Origin of the sequence: Acinetobacter sp. A1 (genome assembly GCF_012371315.1) — a bacterium.
Taxonomy (GTDB): Bacteria; Pseudomonadota; Gammaproteobacteria; order Pseudomonadales; family Moraxellaceae; genus Acinetobacter.
On the sequence record NZ_JAAZQY010000021.1, the window covers coordinates 1 to 18,589 of the forward strand.

14 protein-coding genes are annotated in these 18,589 nt (G+C 41.4%); 1 reads left to right on the forward strand and 13 read right to left on the reverse strand.

Annotated elements, in window-relative coordinates:
• Positions 1 to 124 precede the first annotated feature (124 nt).
• Positions 125 to 1,192 (forward strand): maleylacetate reductase, encoded by a 1,068-nt coding sequence (locus HHA41_RS08700; protein ID WP_168461380.1) that lies wholly within the window; start codon positions 125 to 127, stop codon positions 1,190 to 1,192.
• Between the two features lie 81 nt (positions 1,193 to 1,273).
• On the opposite strand, the gene HHA41_RS08705 is transcribed toward HHA41_RS08700, so the two are convergent.
• The 13 genes from HHA41_RS08705 to prmA all read right to left on the reverse strand — a co-directional run bounded on the left by HHA41_RS08705 (position 1,274) and on the right by prmA (position 18,541).
• Positions 1,274 to 3,268, reverse strand: coding sequence for an alpha/beta hydrolase (locus tag HHA41_RS08705; RefSeq protein ID WP_168461382.1), 1,995 nt, complete (start codon positions 3,266 to 3,268; stop codon positions 1,274 to 1,276).
• Between the two features lie 127 nt (positions 3,269 to 3,395).
• On the reverse strand, positions 3,396 to 4,298 hold the full coding sequence (locus HHA41_RS08710) for an ABUW_2363 family tetratricopeptide repeat lipoprotein (protein ID WP_168417495.1): 903 nt from the start codon (positions 4,296 to 4,298) through the stop codon (positions 3,396 to 3,398).
• A gap of 153 nt (positions 4,299 to 4,451) precedes the next feature.
• The gene (cysE, locus tag HHA41_RS08715) at positions 4,452 to 5,249 is read right to left on the reverse strand and encodes a serine O-acetyltransferase (protein WP_168417494.1); all 798 of its coding nucleotides are present in this window, start codon (positions 5,247 to 5,249) and stop codon (positions 4,452 to 4,454) included.
• A complete protein-coding gene (locus tag HHA41_RS08720; RefSeq protein WP_168461383.1) occupies positions 5,242 to 6,090 on the reverse strand; it encodes an RNA methyltransferase in 849 nt (282 codons plus the stop codon). Before HHA41_RS08720 ends, cysE begins: the two co-directional genes overlap by 8 nt.
• Positions 6,091 to 6,114: 24 nt before the next feature.
• Positions 6,115 to 9,678 carry a DNA polymerase III subunit alpha gene (gene dnaE, locus HHA41_RS08725; RefSeq protein WP_168461384.1) on the reverse strand — a complete coding sequence of 1,188 codons (3,564 nt, stop codon included), beginning with the start codon at positions 9,676 to 9,678 and terminating at the stop codon, positions 6,115 to 6,117.
• Between the two features lie 188 nt (positions 9,679 to 9,866).
• On the reverse strand, positions 9,867 to 10,562 hold the full coding sequence (locus tag HHA41_RS08730) for a methionine ABC transporter permease (RefSeq protein ID WP_167846080.1): 696 nt from the start codon (positions 10,560 to 10,562) through the stop codon (positions 9,867 to 9,869).
• Positions 10,559 to 11,584 (reverse strand): ATP-binding cassette domain-containing protein, encoded by a 1,026-nt coding sequence (locus HHA41_RS08735; protein WP_168461385.1) that lies wholly within the window; start codon positions 11,582 to 11,584, stop codon positions 10,559 to 10,561. Before HHA41_RS08735 ends, HHA41_RS08730 begins: the two co-directional genes overlap by 4 nt.
• Before the next feature lie 74 nt (positions 11,585 to 11,658).
• Positions 11,659 to 12,531, reverse strand: coding sequence for a MetQ/NlpA family ABC transporter substrate-binding protein (locus HHA41_RS08740; protein WP_168461387.1), 873 nt, complete (start codon positions 12,529 to 12,531; stop codon positions 11,659 to 11,661).
• Positions 12,532 to 13,044: 513 nt separating this feature from the next.
• On the reverse strand, positions 13,045 to 14,328 hold the full coding sequence (gene purD / locus HHA41_RS08745; RefSeq protein ID WP_168461388.1) for a phosphoribosylamine--glycine ligase: 1,284 nt from the start codon (positions 14,326 to 14,328) through the stop codon (positions 13,045 to 13,047).
• A gap of 117 nt (positions 14,329 to 14,445) precedes the next feature.
• On the reverse strand, positions 14,446 to 16,020 hold the full coding sequence (purH, locus tag HHA41_RS08750) for a bifunctional phosphoribosylaminoimidazolecarboxamide formyltransferase/IMP cyclohydrolase (RefSeq protein ID WP_168461389.1): 1,575 nt from the start codon (positions 16,018 to 16,020) through the stop codon (positions 14,446 to 14,448).
• Between the two features lie 92 nt (positions 16,021 to 16,112).
• Positions 16,113 to 16,382, reverse strand: coding sequence for a DNA-binding transcriptional regulator Fis (gene fis / locus HHA41_RS08755; RefSeq protein WP_001086304.1), 270 nt, complete (start codon positions 16,380 to 16,382; stop codon positions 16,113 to 16,115).
• A gap of 388 nt (positions 16,383 to 16,770) precedes the next feature.
• Entirely contained in the window at positions 16,771 to 17,622 is an 852-nt protein-coding gene (locus tag HHA41_RS08760) for a DUF3426 domain-containing protein (RefSeq protein ID WP_168461391.1), read from the reverse strand.
• Positions 17,623 to 17,638: 16 nt separating this feature from the next.
• Positions 17,639 to 18,541: a 50S ribosomal protein L11 methyltransferase gene (gene prmA, locus HHA41_RS08765; RefSeq protein ID WP_168417485.1), complete on the reverse strand. Its 903-nt coding sequence runs from the start codon at positions 18,539 to 18,541 to the stop codon at positions 17,639 to 17,641.
• Positions 18,542 to 18,589 lie beyond the last annotated feature (48 nt).

The window sequence follows — 18,589 nt, forward strand, 5'->3', positions numbered from 1 at the left end:
CACTACTGAATCGACATAGACAAAATGAGAACTTATGCAAATATTTGTCTATATTTTTAGTTATAGTTAATTACTCTCTTTTTCACTTTAAACTCAAAGTGTCACAAAATTTAAGATCAATAAGATGCAAGCATTTCATTATCAGGCTTTGCCTGTAGATGTTCATATTGCTTCGGAGCAAATGAATAACATTCAGGACATTTTACATCCTTACGGTTATCAACGTATTTTAATTATTACGACTGCAGGACAACAAGCAGCAGGTGAGCGTTTATTTAGACAAATCCAAGACAGTGCTGTGGCGGTATATCCACACGCTGTGATGCATGTGCCAAAAGAAGTGGCACAGCAAGCCATACACGATGCGAAGTATTTAAAAGCCGACTGCTGTTTGGCATTAGGTGGCGGTTCAGCCATTGGTTTGGCCAAAGCGATTGCATTGGAAACTCATCTACCGATTATTGCAATCCCTACGACCTACGCTGGCAGTGAAATGACAACAGTATATGGTATTACTGAAAATCAGCTGAAAACCACAGGAAAAGCTGAACAGGTACTGCCTAAAGTGGTGATTTATGATCCAGAATTGACCCTGAATTTGCCTACAGAAATTTCGGCATGCTCAGGTATGAATGCAATGGCACACGCGGTTGAGGCCTTGTATGCACAAGATAAAAATCCAATTATCAGTTTAATGGCGGAAGAAGCGATTACTCAACTGGCACAGGCTTTACCTGAAATTGTAGAAACGCCACACAATATTCAGGCACGTGAACAAGCCTTGTATGGTGCGTGGTTAGCAGGGGTGTGTTTGGGTTCGGTAGGTATGGCAATCCACCATAAAATTTGTCATAGCCTTGGTGGGCGTTATCAATTACCACATGCACAAACCCATGCCATTATGCTGGCATATTCAGTGCACTATAACCGCCATGCAGATGTTGAAGCCATGAATCGATTGGCAGTTGCTTTAAATGTGTCAGATCGAGATCAATTGGGCTTAGCAATTTATCAGCTCAATCAGAAGTTAAATATTCCAATGGCACTGAAAGATTTGGGCTTGCCTGCAACAGCACCCGCAGAAGTCGTAGGTATTATTTGTGATAGTCCATATTACAACCCACGTGAATATGACTATGCCGAATTAGAAGCATTATTGACCAAAGCGTACTGGGGGCAAGCACCTGCCTAAGTATTTTGAATGTTTAAGTCAACAAAAAACCGAAGATGAAATATTCACTTCGGTTTTTTGTTGCGTAGATTAAATTGGATTTTAAGGTTTATACAAACCTAACTCTTGCAAATGCAAACGTAGAATACGTCTGAGTTCCAGTACAGCTTCAGGCGTTTCTTGAATAGAATGACTGCCTTTGATAATTTTTTCAGAAACAGCACCTGTAAGATGTGCGCTGTTGTAGTGCACAACATCATCATTCATGAGTAGGGGTTCTTTGCTTTCAGTATTGTTGCCAATAATGCTGTGATATTTAAAACCTTTTACGGGCAGAATATTTTCAGTCAGTTCAGTAAATTTAGAATGTTTACTTAAATCACTTGGGCCATTTTGAATGACTCCATGCCCAATTTCTTTAGCAAGATTTTTTAGGTCAACATCATGCTGTTGTAAGGTATCTGAAAATGCATTTAAAAATGCACCTGGCAAACGAATAACTTTACGGGCAGCAAGGGTAAACCAACGGTCGGCAAACTCTGTACCACGGTGTGGAGCCGCTAAAAAAATTGCCCGATTAAAATTTGTGATGGGTTTAAGTCGCAAACGGGCTTGCAATAACGGGTCAGATTTAAAGCGCTCTAGACGTCTGTTCTTCAGCATTTGCATTGCTGGTTGGGTAAGGTCAGTATCACTCACCAGTAATCGAGCTAAAATGCCACCCATACTGTGTCCAATCACTACGGCATCTTTTTTGGCTGCAGCAGAAGAGTTGACCTGTTTAAAGCCTTGTTGCAATAAAGCATAAATTTGGAAACGACTTTCTAAAATAGGCATATTGGTTGAATAAAAAACTTGCCACACTTGAAAATTTTCCCGCAATACAGGATCACCCATAATATCGTTGGTTAAACGCACCCACGCTTCAGGGCTACTGGCAAGACCATGTATCAGTACGATCACTTTTTTGTTAGGGTTATAAGGCTCCAGCAAATACAGATGCGGCATACTCAGGCGTTCTTCACGGTCAATCAGTGAAAGATAAGCCGATTTACCCAAGTTATTCTGTGCTAACCACAAGCCATAAGGCGCAGAAAAGTTTGCCGCCAATGGATAGTTCTTTTGAGCAATATTTGCAGCTTCGTATTTATAAGGATCGTAAGCTTTTAGCTTAAATTGTGAACTATATAAAATATCTTCAATTGAACGAGCGCTAAGTGGTTCTGCGGTGAGGGTTGCTGCTAAATATCGTGCTTGGTGAATGTTTGGATTTTTTCCAGCAGGATAGTCGTGCTTCAGTGGGTCAATAATATATTTACTTTGGCTGATATCATCATTTGGGTTTTCAGGTAATACCACCAAAAACTCAGAACCAAAACCATCACGGCGGGTAATAGAGCGTAAACCCGAAAAGTTTAAGTTATAGGTCGACATCAATTGCTGAATTTTTTGTTGTTTCAACTGTGGATAGTGATCAAAATCAATTTCATAAATGCTATTGCCGACACGAATTTGATGCTGTAATTCGTTGTGTTTATGTCGTAGTGCATAGCTACTGACCAGTTTGGCAATCGCCTGATTATAAAAATCTCGAATTTGGACTTGGCGGTTGTCAAAAATACGGTCTTGTGGAGCACGTTTGGTCTGAAACATGTAGGCATAACTGTAACGAATGCTTTGATCCAGCATATTTAATTGCTGATCTAAACATTGTTCATAATTGGCCTGATTAACTTTCTGTTGTTCTTCCGATCTTTTACTATTCAGAATACCAATTTTGCAGGACGAGGAGTTTTCCAGTGCAATGGCTTTGGCTAAATATAATTCACTTGCCGTAGACAGTAATTGTTCATCTTGGATCTGTGGAATTTGCTTCAGTGCGCTGACACATTCTGCAGGTTGTTGGGCACAAATAGTGGCTTCACGTCCTGTCATCGATAGCACATTCAAACTGGCTTCACTGATTTTTTTGCGTGACAAAATGCTATCGCGTTCATTGGCGATACTGACTTTTAAAGCTTGATTTTTGACACTCACTACCTGACAACCAGACAGCAGTGTTGTACTGAGCAGTGCAGCAATCACAATTTTATTCATGGAAAGTCTGGCTTAATTTTTAAGATTTTTTTCCATCATACGTTTTTTTAGGCGTAATTCAATTGCTTAGCCATAAAAATAGACCGTCGAAACGGCCTATTTTAAGGTATTTTTGTATCGGTGCAGATTAAGTGCGTGGTGCAATCACTTGCCAAACATTCCAGCGACCTTGTTTTTCAATTTCAGCAATTAAACGGTCTGCAACTTCAGCTTCTTGCGGGTATTTGATTTTGTAGTTTTTCAGCGTTTGTACCGCATTTTTCTTTTGTTCTAGCGCAATATAATTATTGGCTGCAGACAAATAAGCTTCCTGCACACCCGCTTTCATCGCTTTGTCTAAATATGAAATTGCTTCACGATGACCACCACCTTCAGACAGGCCAAAACCAAACCAGAAGTTGGCTTCTGCATCTTCCTGATTAATTTTTAAAATACGCTGTGCATAGCTGAGTGAGCGGGTAGTGTAGATAGAACCTAAGTCAAGGTTACGTGCCATGACGCTGGCTTTAAATGCACGCATTAAAATATCAAAAGAGGCATTTTCATTGGCTGCCAAAGTGTCTAGTTGTGCGGTTACTTCTTTAAGTTTGGCTTCAAAACCACGGCGTTCCTGACGCTCACTAAAACGTGGCGGATAGTGACGTGCCTTACCTTCAACCAGTTGTAAGAAATCATCAATTTCAGTGATGTCTATTTCATTTTCGCCCGCCAAGGCCGCAAACTTTAAGCTGCGTTGATTGTTATTCACCGTAGGTACAATCAATTTGTTCTGATCTAAAGTGATGCTTTGGCTTGGATTGTTCGGGTCAGTCACCACCATTTTGGTGACAGGCTGTGCTGCTGCTTTTTGTAGGTTAATTTCAAACGGAGGTGGGGCATCGTAATTAAAAGGGTTTAAGGCATAAAATGGTGCGCTTAATTCAGGTTCTGTAAAAACGATAGGTGGTTTCACTTCTTGTTTTGGTGTTGCTACACAAGCGCTGACGAGCGTCGCGGCAAGGATGCTGAGTGCCAAAGGCTTAAGGGTCATGGTGTTCTTCCGTTCAATTTATTTTAAAAGTGAGTGGTGATTGTGTTAGATGAAAATATTGCATGTTGGTCAGTCTAAGAAATCTGTTCCGAACATGCAATACAAATGAGGGGGCTTGGTTACACAGTGATACGAAGTTTTTAAAGCAAAAGATTATTTGCTTTGAGTTTCACATTCACGTCTAACATCTTCAATTATTTTTAATTCTTCAGCGCTATACGGTTGTTCATCTTGTTGCTGACTTTTAAAGGTTGGATCAAGCAAAGATAAACGCTGACATAACAAATTCATACGTTTTTCATTCTGTTGTAAACGGTCAAGTAACACACGCATACCGTCAAGCACGGGGTCAGATTGATCTTCAGTCGCGGCATAAGGTTGGAAACCAATGCTGGCTGCATAATCACGACGACGTGCTTCCTGATCATCTGCAGGTTTGTTTTTGATAATAAAACGTGCAGGGTTGCCTACAGCGGTTGCACCTTCAGGTACTTCTTTGGTCACCACAGCATTAGAACCAACTTTTGCATTTTTATGTACGGTGAATGGGCCTAAGATTTTTGCACCCGCACCCACAATCACACCATCTTCTAAAGTTGGGTGGCGCTTGCCTTTATTCCAAGTGGTGCCGCCTAAGGTGACACCATGGTACAAAGTGACGTCATCACCAATTTCGGCGGTTTCACCAATCACCACACCCATGCCATGGTCAATAAAAAAACGACGACCAATTTTTGCACCTGGGTGAATTTCAATGCCTGTTGCAAAGCGGCTGAATGAAGAAAGCAGACGAGCCGAACCTTTACAGTCTTTGTTCCATAACTCATGTGCCACACGGTGCATGAGCAATGCATGAATGCCTGGGTAGGTGGTTAAGACTTCAAGTGTATTTCGAGCAGCAGGATCGCGCGCGAAGACAGCTTGAATGTCTTCTTTGAGCTGTTTAAGCATTAGTTTGATCCTCGTCCTGTGTTGATGTAGATTTTTTCCATGAACCGTTATTCATTGCTTGTACGCGGCTAAAAATACCGCGAAGTAAATGGTATTCCATACGATCTAATTGTATACGTCCGAAAAGCCGACGCAAGCGTAAAGGCAATAATCGTGGATTTTTTGGATCCATAAATTCAATTTCTGCCAGCATTTTTTCTAAATGTGGATAGAACTGCTGCATTTGTTCGTGATTCACCAAAGGCTCATCCCATTGCATGGCTTCAGAATCTGTTACTTGCATCGTTGCAGTAGGATCGGCAACTTTGCCCACAATATCCATGGCTGCCATACGCATTTCGTAGCAAATGACCTGAATGGCTTGAGCGACATTTAGCACGCCATATTCCTCATTGACAGGAATAGTGACATGATAATTGGCCAAAGCCAGTTCTTCATTGGTTAAACCACGGTCTTCACGGCCAAAAATAATCGCGACATTTTGCCCATGCTGTGCCACAGCATTTAACGATTTTTCTGCGGCAGGTCGTGCATCTAGCAATGGCCAAGGAATTGTACGGCTACGTGCGCTGGTACCAAAAACCAGATGACAATTTGCAATGGCATCTTCAAGTGTTTCCACCACTTCAATCTGCTCAATTAGGTCGGTTGCACCTGCGGCTAAAGCGTCAATATCTGGATGTGGATAGGTTTTAGGCGAAACCAAAACTAATTTACATAGCCCCATGGTTTTCATGGCACGTAAGGCGCTGCCAATATTGGCAGGCAAGGTGGTGTTTACCATGACAATTCGCACGTGGGAGAGATGTGCGGCAACAGCGGCATTGTCAACTTGACTCATAACAAATCCAAATGGGTTAAATTTTTAAGAATATTGATCAGCTTCTGCATTATATAAATCTAGTGCATCGTCCATGCTCATGTCCGCAGGCGGCGGTGCAATATTTGCAGGTTTAGCAACTTCTGCGACTCGGGCTGCCTTCGATTTCACCTGATATTCAATATGCAGGTTTTCCTTGCCAAAATAATCACGTAGTTTGACTAAGGCTTCATCTAAAGGGGCAACTTTCCACTGAATACCCAAATGCAATTCAGCTTGAGCATAGGCATAATCTAGATGCAAAATGACTGGAATATGGGTGCATAAATCTACATTACAATAAGGCAGCAACATTGTTTGTAAGTCTTGACTCAGGGTCTTGCTTAAATGTTCTGTATGTAAATGAATCTGAATACTGTTGGCACGTTTTTGACGAATTTCATTTAAGCTAAAGGCTTTGGTTAACCGACCCATAGGGCGGTCAAAACCTTCGCGTTCGTAAATTTCGCCTTCAATCACCACCACTTTTTCAGTTTGCACGATGTCTTTAAAACGTTGGAAACGCTCATGGTTGGCAGAGACTTCTATACGTGCGGTACCGTCATCTAAAGTGACCACCATCCGATTTGGGAAGTTAGCAACATCCACCACTAGACCTGCAAAGACGGTGGTCACACCACGTCGGGTTGGGGTTAGTTCATTAATCTTACTAGGTATAAAGGCTTTGAGTTCATTGCGATAAACATCTATCGGGTGGCCTGTCAGGTATAAACCTAAAGTGTCTTTTTCACCCTTGAGCCGTACTTCATCTGACCATGGCTTCACAGGTTTGGCAGGTTTACGCTGTACTTCTTCAACCTCACCAAACAGGTCCATAATGCCTGTTTCACGGTTAGAGCGGGCTTGTTCTGCTGCTTGTACTGCCTCTGGCAATTGTGCCATTAAACTAGAACGTTCGATGCCTAAACAGTCTAAAGCTCCCGCACGAATTAAAGCTTCTAAAGTCCGTTTATTGATTTTTTTCAAATCAATACGATGGCAGAAATCGAATAAGTCGCGATATGGTCCTTCTTTTTGGCGTGAATCAATCACAGATTGCATGGCCTGTTCACCCACGCCTTTAATCGCACCAAGTCCATAGACAATGGTACGTTCATCGCTTGCGTGGAAATGATACAAAGACATATTCACTGAAGGCGGTAACACTTCTAAGCCATTGTGGCGGCAATCATCAATCAAGAACACCACGTTATCGGTGTTTTGCATTTCCGATGACATGACCGCTGCCAAGAATTCAGCAGGGTAGTGTGCTTTGAGCCATGCAGTCTGATATGCCACCAAGGCATAGGCAGCTGCGTGTGATTTGTTAAAACCATAGCCAGCGAATTTTTCCATATAGTCGAAAATATGGTTGGCTGTGGCGGCATCAATGTCTTTTTTCTCAGCACCTTCAATAAAGATTTGGCGCTGTTTCACCATTTCTTCAGGTTTTTTCTTACCCATGGCGCGACGTAGTAAGTCTGCACCACCGAGTGTATAGCCTGCACAATATTGTGCTGCCTGCATGACCTGTTCCTGATAGACCATAATACCGTAGGTCGGCTCAAGCACACCTTCTAGCAAAGGATGTAGATATTCAAACTCGCCACCATGCATACGGTGAATAAAGTCTGGAATTAGATCCATTGGGCCTGGACGATACAATGACACGAAAGCAATAATTTCTTCAAATTTACTTGGGCGTGCTTCTTTCAGCATCTTTTTCATGCCCACGGATTCAAACTGGAATACTGCAGTCGTATTGGCATTGGCAAAGACTAAATAGGCGTCTTTATCATCCAGTGGAATATGAGCAATATCTAGCGGTGTATCGGCTTTGATGCGTTTATTAATATTTTGTACCGCATCTTCAATAACAGTCAGGTTACGTAAGCCCAAGAAGTCGAACTTGACCAAACCTGCCGATTCGACATCGTCTTTATCGTATTGCGCAACACGTGCGGTACCATCGGCATCACACATGACTGCAGAAAAGTCGGTGATTTTAGTGGGTGCAATGACCACGCCACCCGCGTGTTTACCTGTATTTCGGGTTATGCCTTCAAGCTTTAGGGCCATTTCCCAAATTTCAGAGGCATCATCATAGTCAGGGTTAGACGGGTTGGTGACTACATCTTTAAGTTGGGGTTCGGCTTCAATTGATTCTTCTAGGCTGAGTCCTAAGGGTTTGGTTGGAATCAGTTTGGAAATACGGTCTGCCAAGCCATAAGACTTACCCAAAACTCGTGCGACATCTCGAATTGCACCTTTGGCTGCCATGGTACCGAAAGTGGCAATTTGCGATACTGCATCACGTCCATAGGTGCGAGCTACGTAGTCAATGACTTTATCGCGTCCTGCAATACAGAAATCGACGTCAAAGTCGGGCATAGATACGCGTTCTGGGTTTAAGAAACGTTCAAATAATAGTTCATAGCGCAGTGGGTCTAAGTCGGTAATTTTTAAGCTGTAGGCAACCAATGAACCTGCACCCGAACCACGGCCCGGGCCAACAGGTACACCGTTGTTTTTAGACCACTGAATAAAGTCCATAACAATCAGGAAGTAACCCGGGAAGCCCATCGAGTTAATAATATTAATTTCGTATTCAATTCGCTCATCATAAGGTTTGCGAATTTCTGCCCAATCTTCGTCACGCTGTGCAACAGGATAAAGCACATTTAGACGTTCTTCCAAACCTTGCTTGGACAAGTGTGCAAAGTAGGTATCAATGGTGTGTCCTTCTGGAATTGGATAATCTGGAAGGAAGTATTTACCCAATTGCAGCGTGACATTACAGCGTTTGGCAATGTGATAGCTGTTTTCAATAGCACTTGGAATGTCAGAAAACAGCGCCGTCATTTCTTCGGCAGTTTTAAAATATTGCTCAGGACTGTAAGTTTTTGGACGACGGTTGTCCCCTAAGACATAACCATCGGCGATGCAGACGCGCGCTTCATGCGCTTCATAATCTTCACGGCGAATAAAATGCACATCGTTATGTGCTACCACGCCAATATTATATTTTTTAGCTAATTTAACTGCTTCGGCAATAAAGGTGTCTTCATCAGGGCGATCTGTACGGGTCAGGGCTAAATAAACCCGATTGCCAAATTTTTCAATCCATTCTTCAAGCAAGGGTTCTGCTTTTTGCGGATTGGAGGTGATCAGCATTTTGCCGACATCACTTTGAATACCCAGCAATACAATCAGATCATCGGCTTGTTCTAATATCCATGTTTTATTCACACAGGGAATATTGAGCTGCTGGCCTTCAATATAGCCACGAGAAACCAGTTCAGTCAGATTGCGCCAACCGTGATTGGTCATTGACAATAAGGTCACACGATGATCGGCATCATTTAAACGCAGCACGGAACCTAAAATTGGTTTGATGCCTTGTCCTAAGCATTTGCCATAAAATTTTACGGCAGCATGTAAGTTGGATAAATCGGTCAATGCCAAGGCTGGCATTTCTTCATTGACTGCGGCTTTAATCAAGTCAGGTACGCGTACAATCGACTCGGTAATCGAAAATTCTGTATGTATACCTAAATGAACAAAGCGCATGAATCAGTCCCTTAAAAAATCACGGGTTAGTTTAGCATGCTCTGCTCAAGACAAAACATGCCGCAGTGTTTTTCTGTGCTGAAGTGATCTTCAACCGCTAACACAATTTTAATTTTATACGCTAACTTTTGCCGTTTCATCGAGTAGGGTGAACAGGTTAAGTCATACGCAATTGAGTGATGATTGTTTTATCTCAGCTTAGATAACCAGTCACCTAAACTTTGCACCAACTGCACTAAAATTAATAACACCACCACCGTTAGCATGACAACACTACTGTCAAAACGCTGATAACCGTAGGAGATGGCAAGGTCACCAATACCGCCTGCACCGACAGCACCCGCCATGGCAGTTGCGCCAATCAAGCTAATGGTGGCTGTGGTCAAGTTTAAAATGAGTGAGCTGCGTGCTTCGGGTAAAATAAATTTGAAGATGATTTGTAATGGTGTTGCACCCATCGCCTGTGCAGATTCGACAATTCCTTCATTGACTTCAAGTAATGAAGTTTCCACCAAACGACCAATATATGGGCCGACATAAATCGTTAGCGGTACAATCGCTGCCCAAGTTCCAATAGATGTACCAACCAAGAGCTTGGTTAAGGGAATGACCGCAATCAACAAAATAATAAATGGCAGAGAGCGTAGTGCGTTTACAATGGGATTGAGGCCATGATAAATCACACGGTTAGGTAAAATTCCTGTTGGACGAGTGACCAAAAGGGTAATGCCCTGAATAAAACCCCAAATACAACCAAACAACATGGCAAAGAACACCATGTGAAAGGTTTCTTGCAAAGCTGTAACAAACTGGTTAATGGATAATGAGCTTTTCCAAAATGGAGCAGTCAGCGAAGTCAGCCACTGCACAATTAAATCTCTCATGCTTGTACTCCTGACTGCTCAACCTGTACACCGCTACTTTCCAAGAAGGCAATAGCATGCTGAATTTCTGCAGCATCGCCCAATAATTGAATAAACATTTGCCCAATCACTGCGCCATCTATTTCAGTCATGTTGGCAAACAGGATATTCAGGCTAATATCAAACTGTTTAATGACGGCCTGAATTACGGTTTCTTGAGCAGATTTACCTAAAAACTTCAGGCAATAAATACTGTGCTGATTTTGGTTTTCAAGGTTATGCAGAATATTAACTGGTAATTGTTGCTGTAAAACTGTTTGAATAAAACTTTTGGTGGTTGGATGTTGCGGCTGACTAAAAATTTCCAGTGTTGAACCTGTTTCAATCACTTTGCCTTGTTCCATCACCGCCACATAATCACAAACAGACTCAATCACATCCATTTCGTGGGTCACCATTACAATGGTAATGCCTTGTTCCTGATTAATTTTTTTAAGTAGTTCCAACACCGATTTAGTGGTTTGCGGATCAAGGGCAGAAGTCGCTTCATCACAAAGCAATATTTTAGGATGATTGGCTAGGGCACGGGCAATGCCAACACGTTGTTTTTGCCCACCTGAAAGCTCATCGGGGAAAGCGTCTTTTTTATGTTTTAAATCAATAAAATCGAGCAATTCATTTAAACGTTTTTCACGTTCGGCTTTGCTCCAGCCGAGAAGTTTCATCGGCATTTCAATATTGGCGGCCACAGTTTTAGTCTGCAATAAATTGAAGTGCTGAAAAATCATCCCAATATGGGCACGTTCTTGACGTAATTCACGTGCATTCAGCGCAGTAAAATCTTTTTGATGAATGATGACTTGCCCTGCGTTCGGACGTTCCAACAAATTAATCAAGCGGATTAAAGTGCTTTTACCTGCACCACTATAACCAATAATGCCAAAAATACTGCCTGCCGGAATCTGTAAATTAATCTGATCCAATGCACGTAAAGTTTGACCTTTGAGCTGATAGTGCTTTGAAATATTTTTAAATTCAATCATATCGTCAAAAACTGTCCATAAATGAAAAAACAGGCAAAGTTCGCTTTGCCTGTTTTGTTTAGCGCATTATATTACTATTTTGCTGTTTCAGTGAAATAGCTGACCGGCTTGTTCACATCCACTTTGGTGCCGCCAAAGTTTTGATCAATATATTGTTGCACTGCTGCGGTATGGTAAAGCGCACCAACTTTTTGTAGCACAGGGTCATTTTGACGCTCTGCAGCAGTCGCTATAATATTGACATTCATTTTTGTGCTTTGGTCAATTGGCTCATAATAAATAGAGTCTTTTAATACGTTTAAGCCACCTTCCATTGCAAGGGTATTGCCCAAAACAATTGCATCAACTTCGTCTTTTACACGTACAGCAGTTGCCATTTGAATAGGTTTGATTTTAATTTGCTTGGTGTTTTCAATAATGTCCGCAGGTGTACCTTGCACATAGTCAAAACCATCTTTCAGCTTAACCAAGCCTGCAGATTGAAGTAAAAGCAAAGCACGTGACTCATTGGCACCGTCATTTGGAATGGCAATGGTTGCACCGTTTTGGAATGCTTCCACTTTTTTGACTTTGCTTGAGTAAATGCCCATTGGCTCTAAATAAGTAGTGGCAACAGGTGCAATCTGATCTTTGTTGTTGGCATTAAACGCAACCATATAGGCATAAGATTGGAATGCGTTTAGATCAATTTCTTTATTGGCAACCGCTGTGTTCATAGACACGTAGTCTGTGAAGTTTTTCACTTCAAGTTGAATACCTGCAGCTTTAGTTTCAGGCAAGTCTGCAATAAAACGCCAGATATCTGCGTCTGAACCAGTAGAAGCCATAGTAACGGTTTGCAATGCTGATGCATCTTTTTGTGCTGCGTCAGTCGCAGGCGCTTCTTGTTTGCCACAGCCCGCCAAGCCGACTGAAAGACCAAGTACAAGACCAAGGAACTTTTTCATGAATATATCCTAAGCAAGCTTGAGCGAATGCCTAAAACTTGCCATTGTGGAGGTAGTTAAATTGCATTTAATACAGTTGTATGCAATTTATACCAAACCTCTAAATCTGTATGAAATGTCTGTGTATTGAAAATCGATTCGTCCAATCTGCCGCATTCATCAAATACGAGGCGATAAGGAAGCTTTGCGGCTTTTCAAAAATTTGCAACATGATAACAATAAAAAATAATTCTATATAGGGGAGAGTCTGTAATGCATATCACTGTTTTTACAAAAGAAAGCAATTTAGTCAAAATAAGTTCTTATTAATAAATATATTCTGTAAAGATGGTGGATTTGAACAAGTGTTTAAATAATTTAGATTCTTTAGCATTTATTCTGCAATATAAAGATTAAAAATTGCAGTGGGATGTAGGTTAGAGCAGTCCATTCAGATTCAGGTCAAAATGTTGACCATAAAAAAGCCCGTTCTGTGACGAGCTTTTTTATGGACTTAAATTTAAACTAAAAATATTAAGCATTTTCACGCGCAATGGCACGATAACCAATATCTTTACGATATTGCACGCCATCAAAGGTCACTTTTTCACACAGTTCAAGCGCTTTGGCTTGAGCTTCACCAATGCTGTTACCCAATGCTGTCACACACAGTACACGACCACCATTGGTCACAATCTCGCCATTGGCATTGCTTGCTGTACCTGCATGGAACACTTTCGCATCGGCCATTTGTGTATCTAAACCAGAAATGACATCACCTTTGCCTGAAGTTTCTGGGTAGCCTGCAGTTGCTAACACAATACCAACAGTTTTGCGTTCATCCCAGTTTGCTTCTGCAGGCAAGTTACCTGCGATACCTGCCTCGACTAAATCTACTAAAGATGATTTTAAGCGCATCATAATAGGTTGTGTTTCTGGGTCACCAAAACGGCAGTTGAATTCAATCACACGTGGCTGACCCGTTGCATCAATCATCAAGCCTGCATACAAGAAACCTGTATAGTCATGGCCATCTGCTTTCATGCCGTCTACAGTTGGACGCATGATTTCTTGCATGACTTTTTCAAATACGTCTGCAGTCACTACAGGCGCAGGAGAGTAGGCACCCATACCGCCAGTATTTGGCCCTTGGTCACCTTCAAAAATACGTTTATGGTCTTGCGATGTTGCCATTGGCAAGATGTTGTTGCCATCAATCATACAAATGAAAGACGCTTCTTCCCCATCCAAGAACTGTTCAATCACAACACGTGAACCTGCATCACCAAACTTGTTGCCTGCCAACATATCGTCAATGGCATCAAAAGCTTCTTGATTAGTCATCGCAACGATCACGCCTTTACCTGCAGCAAGACCATCCGCCTTGATGACAATTGGCGCACCATTTTGTTCTACATAAGCTTTGGCAGCATCTACTTCAGTGAATACGTCATAGAATGCAGTTGGAATGTTATGACGTTTTAGGAAGTGTTTAGCAAAGGCTTTTGAACCTTCAAGCTGTGCCGCAAACTGGGTTGGACCCCAAATTTTTAAGCCTGCTTCACGGCAAGCGTCTACTACACCATTCACCAATGGCGCTTCAGGGCCAACAATAATTAAATCGACTGCATTATTTTTGGCAAATTCGATAATGGCAGGGTTATTTTGAATGTCTAACGCCACATTTTCGCATTTGTTTTCAGTTGCAGTTCCTGCGTTGCCTGGTGCAACAAAGACTTTAGCAACTTTTTCATCTTGTGCGATTTTCCATGCCAATGCATGTTCACGACCGCCACTACCTAAAACTAAAATGTTCATTTATTAAAATCCTTAAAAATTAATCCCCCTTGTATAAGGGGAACTCCCATCGTTCTACAATAATATAGAAAACCCTCCTTTATAAATAAAGGAGGGCTAGGGAGGATCGTCTAAAAATTAGTGACGGAAATGACGCATACCTGTGAATACCATTGCGATACCAGCTTCATCTGCTGCTGCAATAGTTTCTTCGTCACGCATTGAACCACCTGGTTGAATGATGCATTTGATACCCGCTTTAGCAGCGTTATCAATACCATCACGGAATGGGAAGAACGCATCAGATGCCATAACAGCACCTTCAACCACTAAACCTGCATGTTCAGCTTTGATCGCAGCAATACGTGCAGAGTTTACACGGCTCATTTGACCTGCACCTACACCAATCGTTTGACGGTTTTTCGCATAAACAATTGCATTTGATTTCACGTATTTTGCAACTTTCCAAGCAAAGATCATGTCATCAATTTCTTGTTCAGTTGGCGCACGTTTGGTCACGACTTTTAAGTCATCTTTAGTGATCATGCCCAAGTCTTGGTCTTGAACCAATAAACCGCCGTTAACACGTTTGTAATCCATTTGCGGTGCACGAGCATCAATTGCAGGAAGCTCACCACAAACAAGTACACGTACGTTTTTCTTCGCGCCAGTCACTTCAAGTACGCCATCTGCAATACTTGGCGCAATGATCACTTCAACGAATTGACGGTCTACAATCGCTTGTGCAGTTGCAACATCTAACTCACGGTTAAATGCAATGATGCCACCAAATGCAGATTCTGGATCCGTTGCATAAGCAAGATCATAAGCAGCTTGAATACCCTCTAAAGACACAGCAACACCACATGGGTTTGCGTGTTTTACGATTACACAAGCAGGTTTTGCAAATGATTTCACACATTCAAGTGCAGCGTCAGTATCTGCAATGTTGTTATACGATAATTCTTTGCCTTGTAACTGTTTCGCAGTTGAAACAGAAGCTTCAGTTGCAGCAGGGTCTACATAGAATGCAGCAGACTGATGAGGGTTTTCGCCGTAACGCAAATCTTGCGCTTTGTTTAATTGCGTGTTGAACGTACGTGCAAACTGATCTGCAGTACCTTCTTCTTTACCTACACGTGCGCCTAAGTAAGATGCGATCATGCCATCATATTGTGCAGTGTGTTCAAACGCTTTAACAGCTAAATCAAAACGAGTTTCGTAAGATAAAGCACCGCTGTTTTTCATTTCTGTAATGACAGTCGCATAGTCAGATGCATTAACCACAATACCCACAGAAGCATGGTTTTTCGCTGCAGCACGAACCATGGTTGGACCACCAATGTCAATGTTCTCAATTGCATCAGCAAGTGAACAGTTTGGTTTAGCAACCGTTGCTGCAAATGGGTAAAGGTTAACAACAACAAGGTCGATGGCATCAATATTGTGTTCTGCCATAACCGCTTCGTCTAGACCACGACGAGCCAAAATACCACCATGAATTTTTGGGTGTAACGTTTTTACACGACCATCCATCATTTCTGGGAAACCAGTATGCTCTGACACCTCTACAACAGCGATGTTGTTGTCTTTAAGCAACTTATAAGTACCGCCAGTAGATAAAATTTCTACCCCAAGTGCAGCAAGGTCTTGTGCAAATTCAACAATACCTGTTTTGTCAGAAACAGAGATTAAAGCGCGTTTAATAGTCATGATCTTCGTCACAGTTTTCAATTACAGATTAAAACAAAGTAGCAAAATGCAGGTAAAAAAAATGCCTGCGGAGGCCGCAAGCATTTTATCACTTATTCACTCATTAAACCGTGAGCTTTTAACTTTTTACGTAAAGTACCACGGTTTAGTCCAAGAATTTCAGCAGCACGTGTTTGGTTACCGCGAGTGTATTCAAGAACAACAGATAAAAGAGGTTTCTCCATTTCTGCTAACACCATGTCATACACCTGAGAAGGTTGTTCACCTTGCAATTGTGCAAAATAATGGCGAACTGCGCGATCTACGTGAATACGTAAAGCAACATCAGATTGTGCAGTAAAAATAGGAGATTTGCTATTCATGCGAATTAATCCGAAAATCAGATATCACTTGGATAAAGTGATATATCAATGTGGTCTATAAATAAATGAACTCCGTTTTAGATCCTAAAACGGTAAGCTCTAAAACTGGAACATTTAGCTTGCCACAACTCGAGCGCTTGGTCGAAATTTAAGCGTAACAATACATTAATAATTGTTACAGACCAAAATCAAAACAAAAAAATCTACACAGTACGCAATATAAAAAATAAAGCGCATTAGGCAGAACTATATTTGTTGTGAATTTTGCGAGGAGTTTGCAGCACAAAGCTTTCGTGGCGCGTATGATACCATTGTATGAGAAAAAGTGAGCAAGAAAACTGCAATTTTTTTAATTTTTTTCGCAATTTTTTCTACTTTTTTTTGTCGATTAAGGCTTGATAATTTCTAAACTATAGGTATCGAAGCTGTTTCGTGCCACTGGAACCAAAATGTCAAACTTAAAAGGACTATTTTTAGGAATACGTTGAATACTCGAAAGACTTTCGACCAAATACTCCTGTGGAGAATAAATATAAGTCGATAAAGTTCTCTGGTTTTCTTTTAGGGTGACTTTAATATTAGGCAATGCCAAGCTTTTATCGTGATAATTAATCAGCTCGCCTGTAAATTGCGTATTCAGTCGGTCAATACGTTTTACACGAACACGGTTGATAGAAACTAAACTGTAGCGTTCTTCTAGGCTTTGACATTTAAATACCTGACATACCTGTGTGAATACAGAATTCAGCGCAGGACTACTGTTCAGGAATTTCGGGTTAAACCATAAAATCTGGAAGACTAGCAAACCAATTAGCAATGTGTTGATAATGCCCCACAGCAAATAGTAGCCATTACTGTGCTTTTTTTCCTGTTCAATGTCTTGAATAGACAAATTCATGGCAGGAATAGTGCCAATTGGCTCTGTGCTGAAATAGTTTAGATTATTTAAATAGGTTTTCAGATCAATATTGGAGTGTTCCACCTTACGCTGGAAAATGTCCAAAATGTTCTGTTCTTGCGGAATTTGTTCAGTTACAGGAATTAAACTACGGTTTTGTATGCGTTGTAGATTAGAGCGTGAACTAACTTCTTGTTTATGCGCCTGCACCAAATGTGAAAGCGCATTAAAGTTGTTAGAACATTTTGGACAGCAAACCATGCCTTGCGCAACGGTCAGTTGCGCAACAGAAACTTTATAGACAGTTTGGCATTCAGGGCACTTGGTTTGCTTGTCGCTCATAATTCAAAAAATGTAGTTAGTTAGGGTGGCGTTTCCCAGAAATTCTGCACCAGTTTTCTTCGCGTTTTTCGACCTGTACTATATCAAAAAATTCAGAATAAACACTAGAAACTTCAGCAACTTGCTCTTCAATTACACCTGCAAGTGCGAACTCTCCCTCAGATTTAATTAAAGTTGCAAACTCTGGCGCAAGCATCATTAACGGCCCAGCTAAAATATTGGCAACCAATACGTCAGCTTTTTCCTGAGCAATAGTCTGATTAAACTCTTCAGGCAAGCCCACGTACAAGTTTTCAAGTACGCCATTCAGTTCAGCATTTTGTTTGGTTGCCAAAACTGCTTGTGGGTCAATATCGGTTGCATAGACTTTTTTCGCACCAAGCAATAAAGCAGCGACCCCTAAAATGCCTGAGCCGCAACCATAATCAATCACGACTTTATCTTTTACGTCTGTTTTGCCTAACCACTGTAGGCATAGGAAGGTACTGGCATGGTTGCCTGTACCAAAGGCTAAACCTGGATCCAGTTTAATATTTACTGCATCTGCTTCAGGTGGCTCAAGCCATTCAGGCACAATCCAGAATTTATCAGCAATTTGGATAGGTTCATAATAATCCATCCAAGAGCGTTCCCAGACTTGGTCTTCCAAAAACTCACTGCGTAAAGGAGCATCTGGCATTTGAGTGCGAATAAATGTTTCCAGAGCGGTAACATCAATTTCTTCACCTTCATCTTGTGCATAGATGCCTGTCACAATCACTTTATTCCAAAGCGGTGTTTCACCCGGAAGTGGTTCAAGCAAGTCCTGATTTTCTGCATCATCTAATGTGACACTTACCGCACCCAAAGAACTGAGTAGCGTTTCAGTAAAATCAACTTGTGCTTGATCAACAGTAATATGTATTTGTAACCACTTCACGGATATAACCTAAAATTCTATGCGAAAGCACTATTGTAACTGAACTCA

Bases quoted from the DNA above. Each gene is read 5' to 3' on its own strand.
- HHA41_RS08735 (WP_168461385.1), bottom strand. From the start codon at position 11,584: ATGATTGAATTTAAAAATATTTCAAAGCACTATCAGCTCAAAGGTCAA.
- fis (WP_001086304.1), bottom strand. From the start codon at position 16,382: ATGAATAGCAAATCTCCTATTTTTACTGCACAATCTGATGTTGCTTTA.
- cysE (WP_168417494.1), bottom strand. From the start codon at position 5,249: ATGCTTAAACAGCTCAAAGAAGACATTCAAGCTGTCTTCGCGCGCGAT.
- purH (WP_168461389.1), bottom strand. From the start codon at position 16,020: ATGACTATTAAACGCGCTTTAATCTCTGTTTCTGACAAAACAGGTATT.
- HHA41_RS08705 (WP_168461382.1), bottom strand. From the start codon at position 3,268: ATGAATAAAATTGTGATTGCTGCACTGCTCAGTACAACACTGCTGTCT.
- purD (WP_168461388.1), bottom strand. From the start codon at position 14,328: ATGAACATTTTAGTTTTAGGTAGTGGCGGTCGTGAACATGCATTGGCA.
- HHA41_RS08710 (WP_168417495.1), bottom strand. From the start codon at position 4,298: ATGACCCTTAAGCCTTTGGCACTCAGCATCCTTGCCGCGACGCTCGTC.
- HHA41_RS08720 (WP_168461383.1), bottom strand. From the start codon at position 6,090: ATGAGTCAAGTTGACAATGCCGCTGTTGCCGCACATCTCTCCCACGTG.
- HHA41_RS08760 (WP_168461391.1), bottom strand. From the start codon at position 17,622: ATGAGCGACAAGCAAACCAAGTGCCCTGAATGCCAAACTGTCTATAAA.
- HHA41_RS08730 (WP_167846080.1), bottom strand. From the start codon at position 10,562: ATGAGAGATTTAATTGTGCAGTGGCTGACTTCGCTGACTGCTCCATTT.
- HHA41_RS08700 (WP_168461380.1), top strand. From the start codon at position 125: ATGCAAGCATTTCATTATCAGGCTTTGCCTGTAGATGTTCATATTGCT.
- HHA41_RS08740 (WP_168461387.1), bottom strand. From the start codon at position 12,531: ATGAAAAAGTTCCTTGGTCTTGTACTTGGTCTTTCAGTCGGCTTGGCG.
- dnaE (WP_168461384.1), bottom strand. From the start codon at position 9,678: ATGCGCTTTGTTCATTTAGGTATACATACAGAATTTTCGATTACCGAG.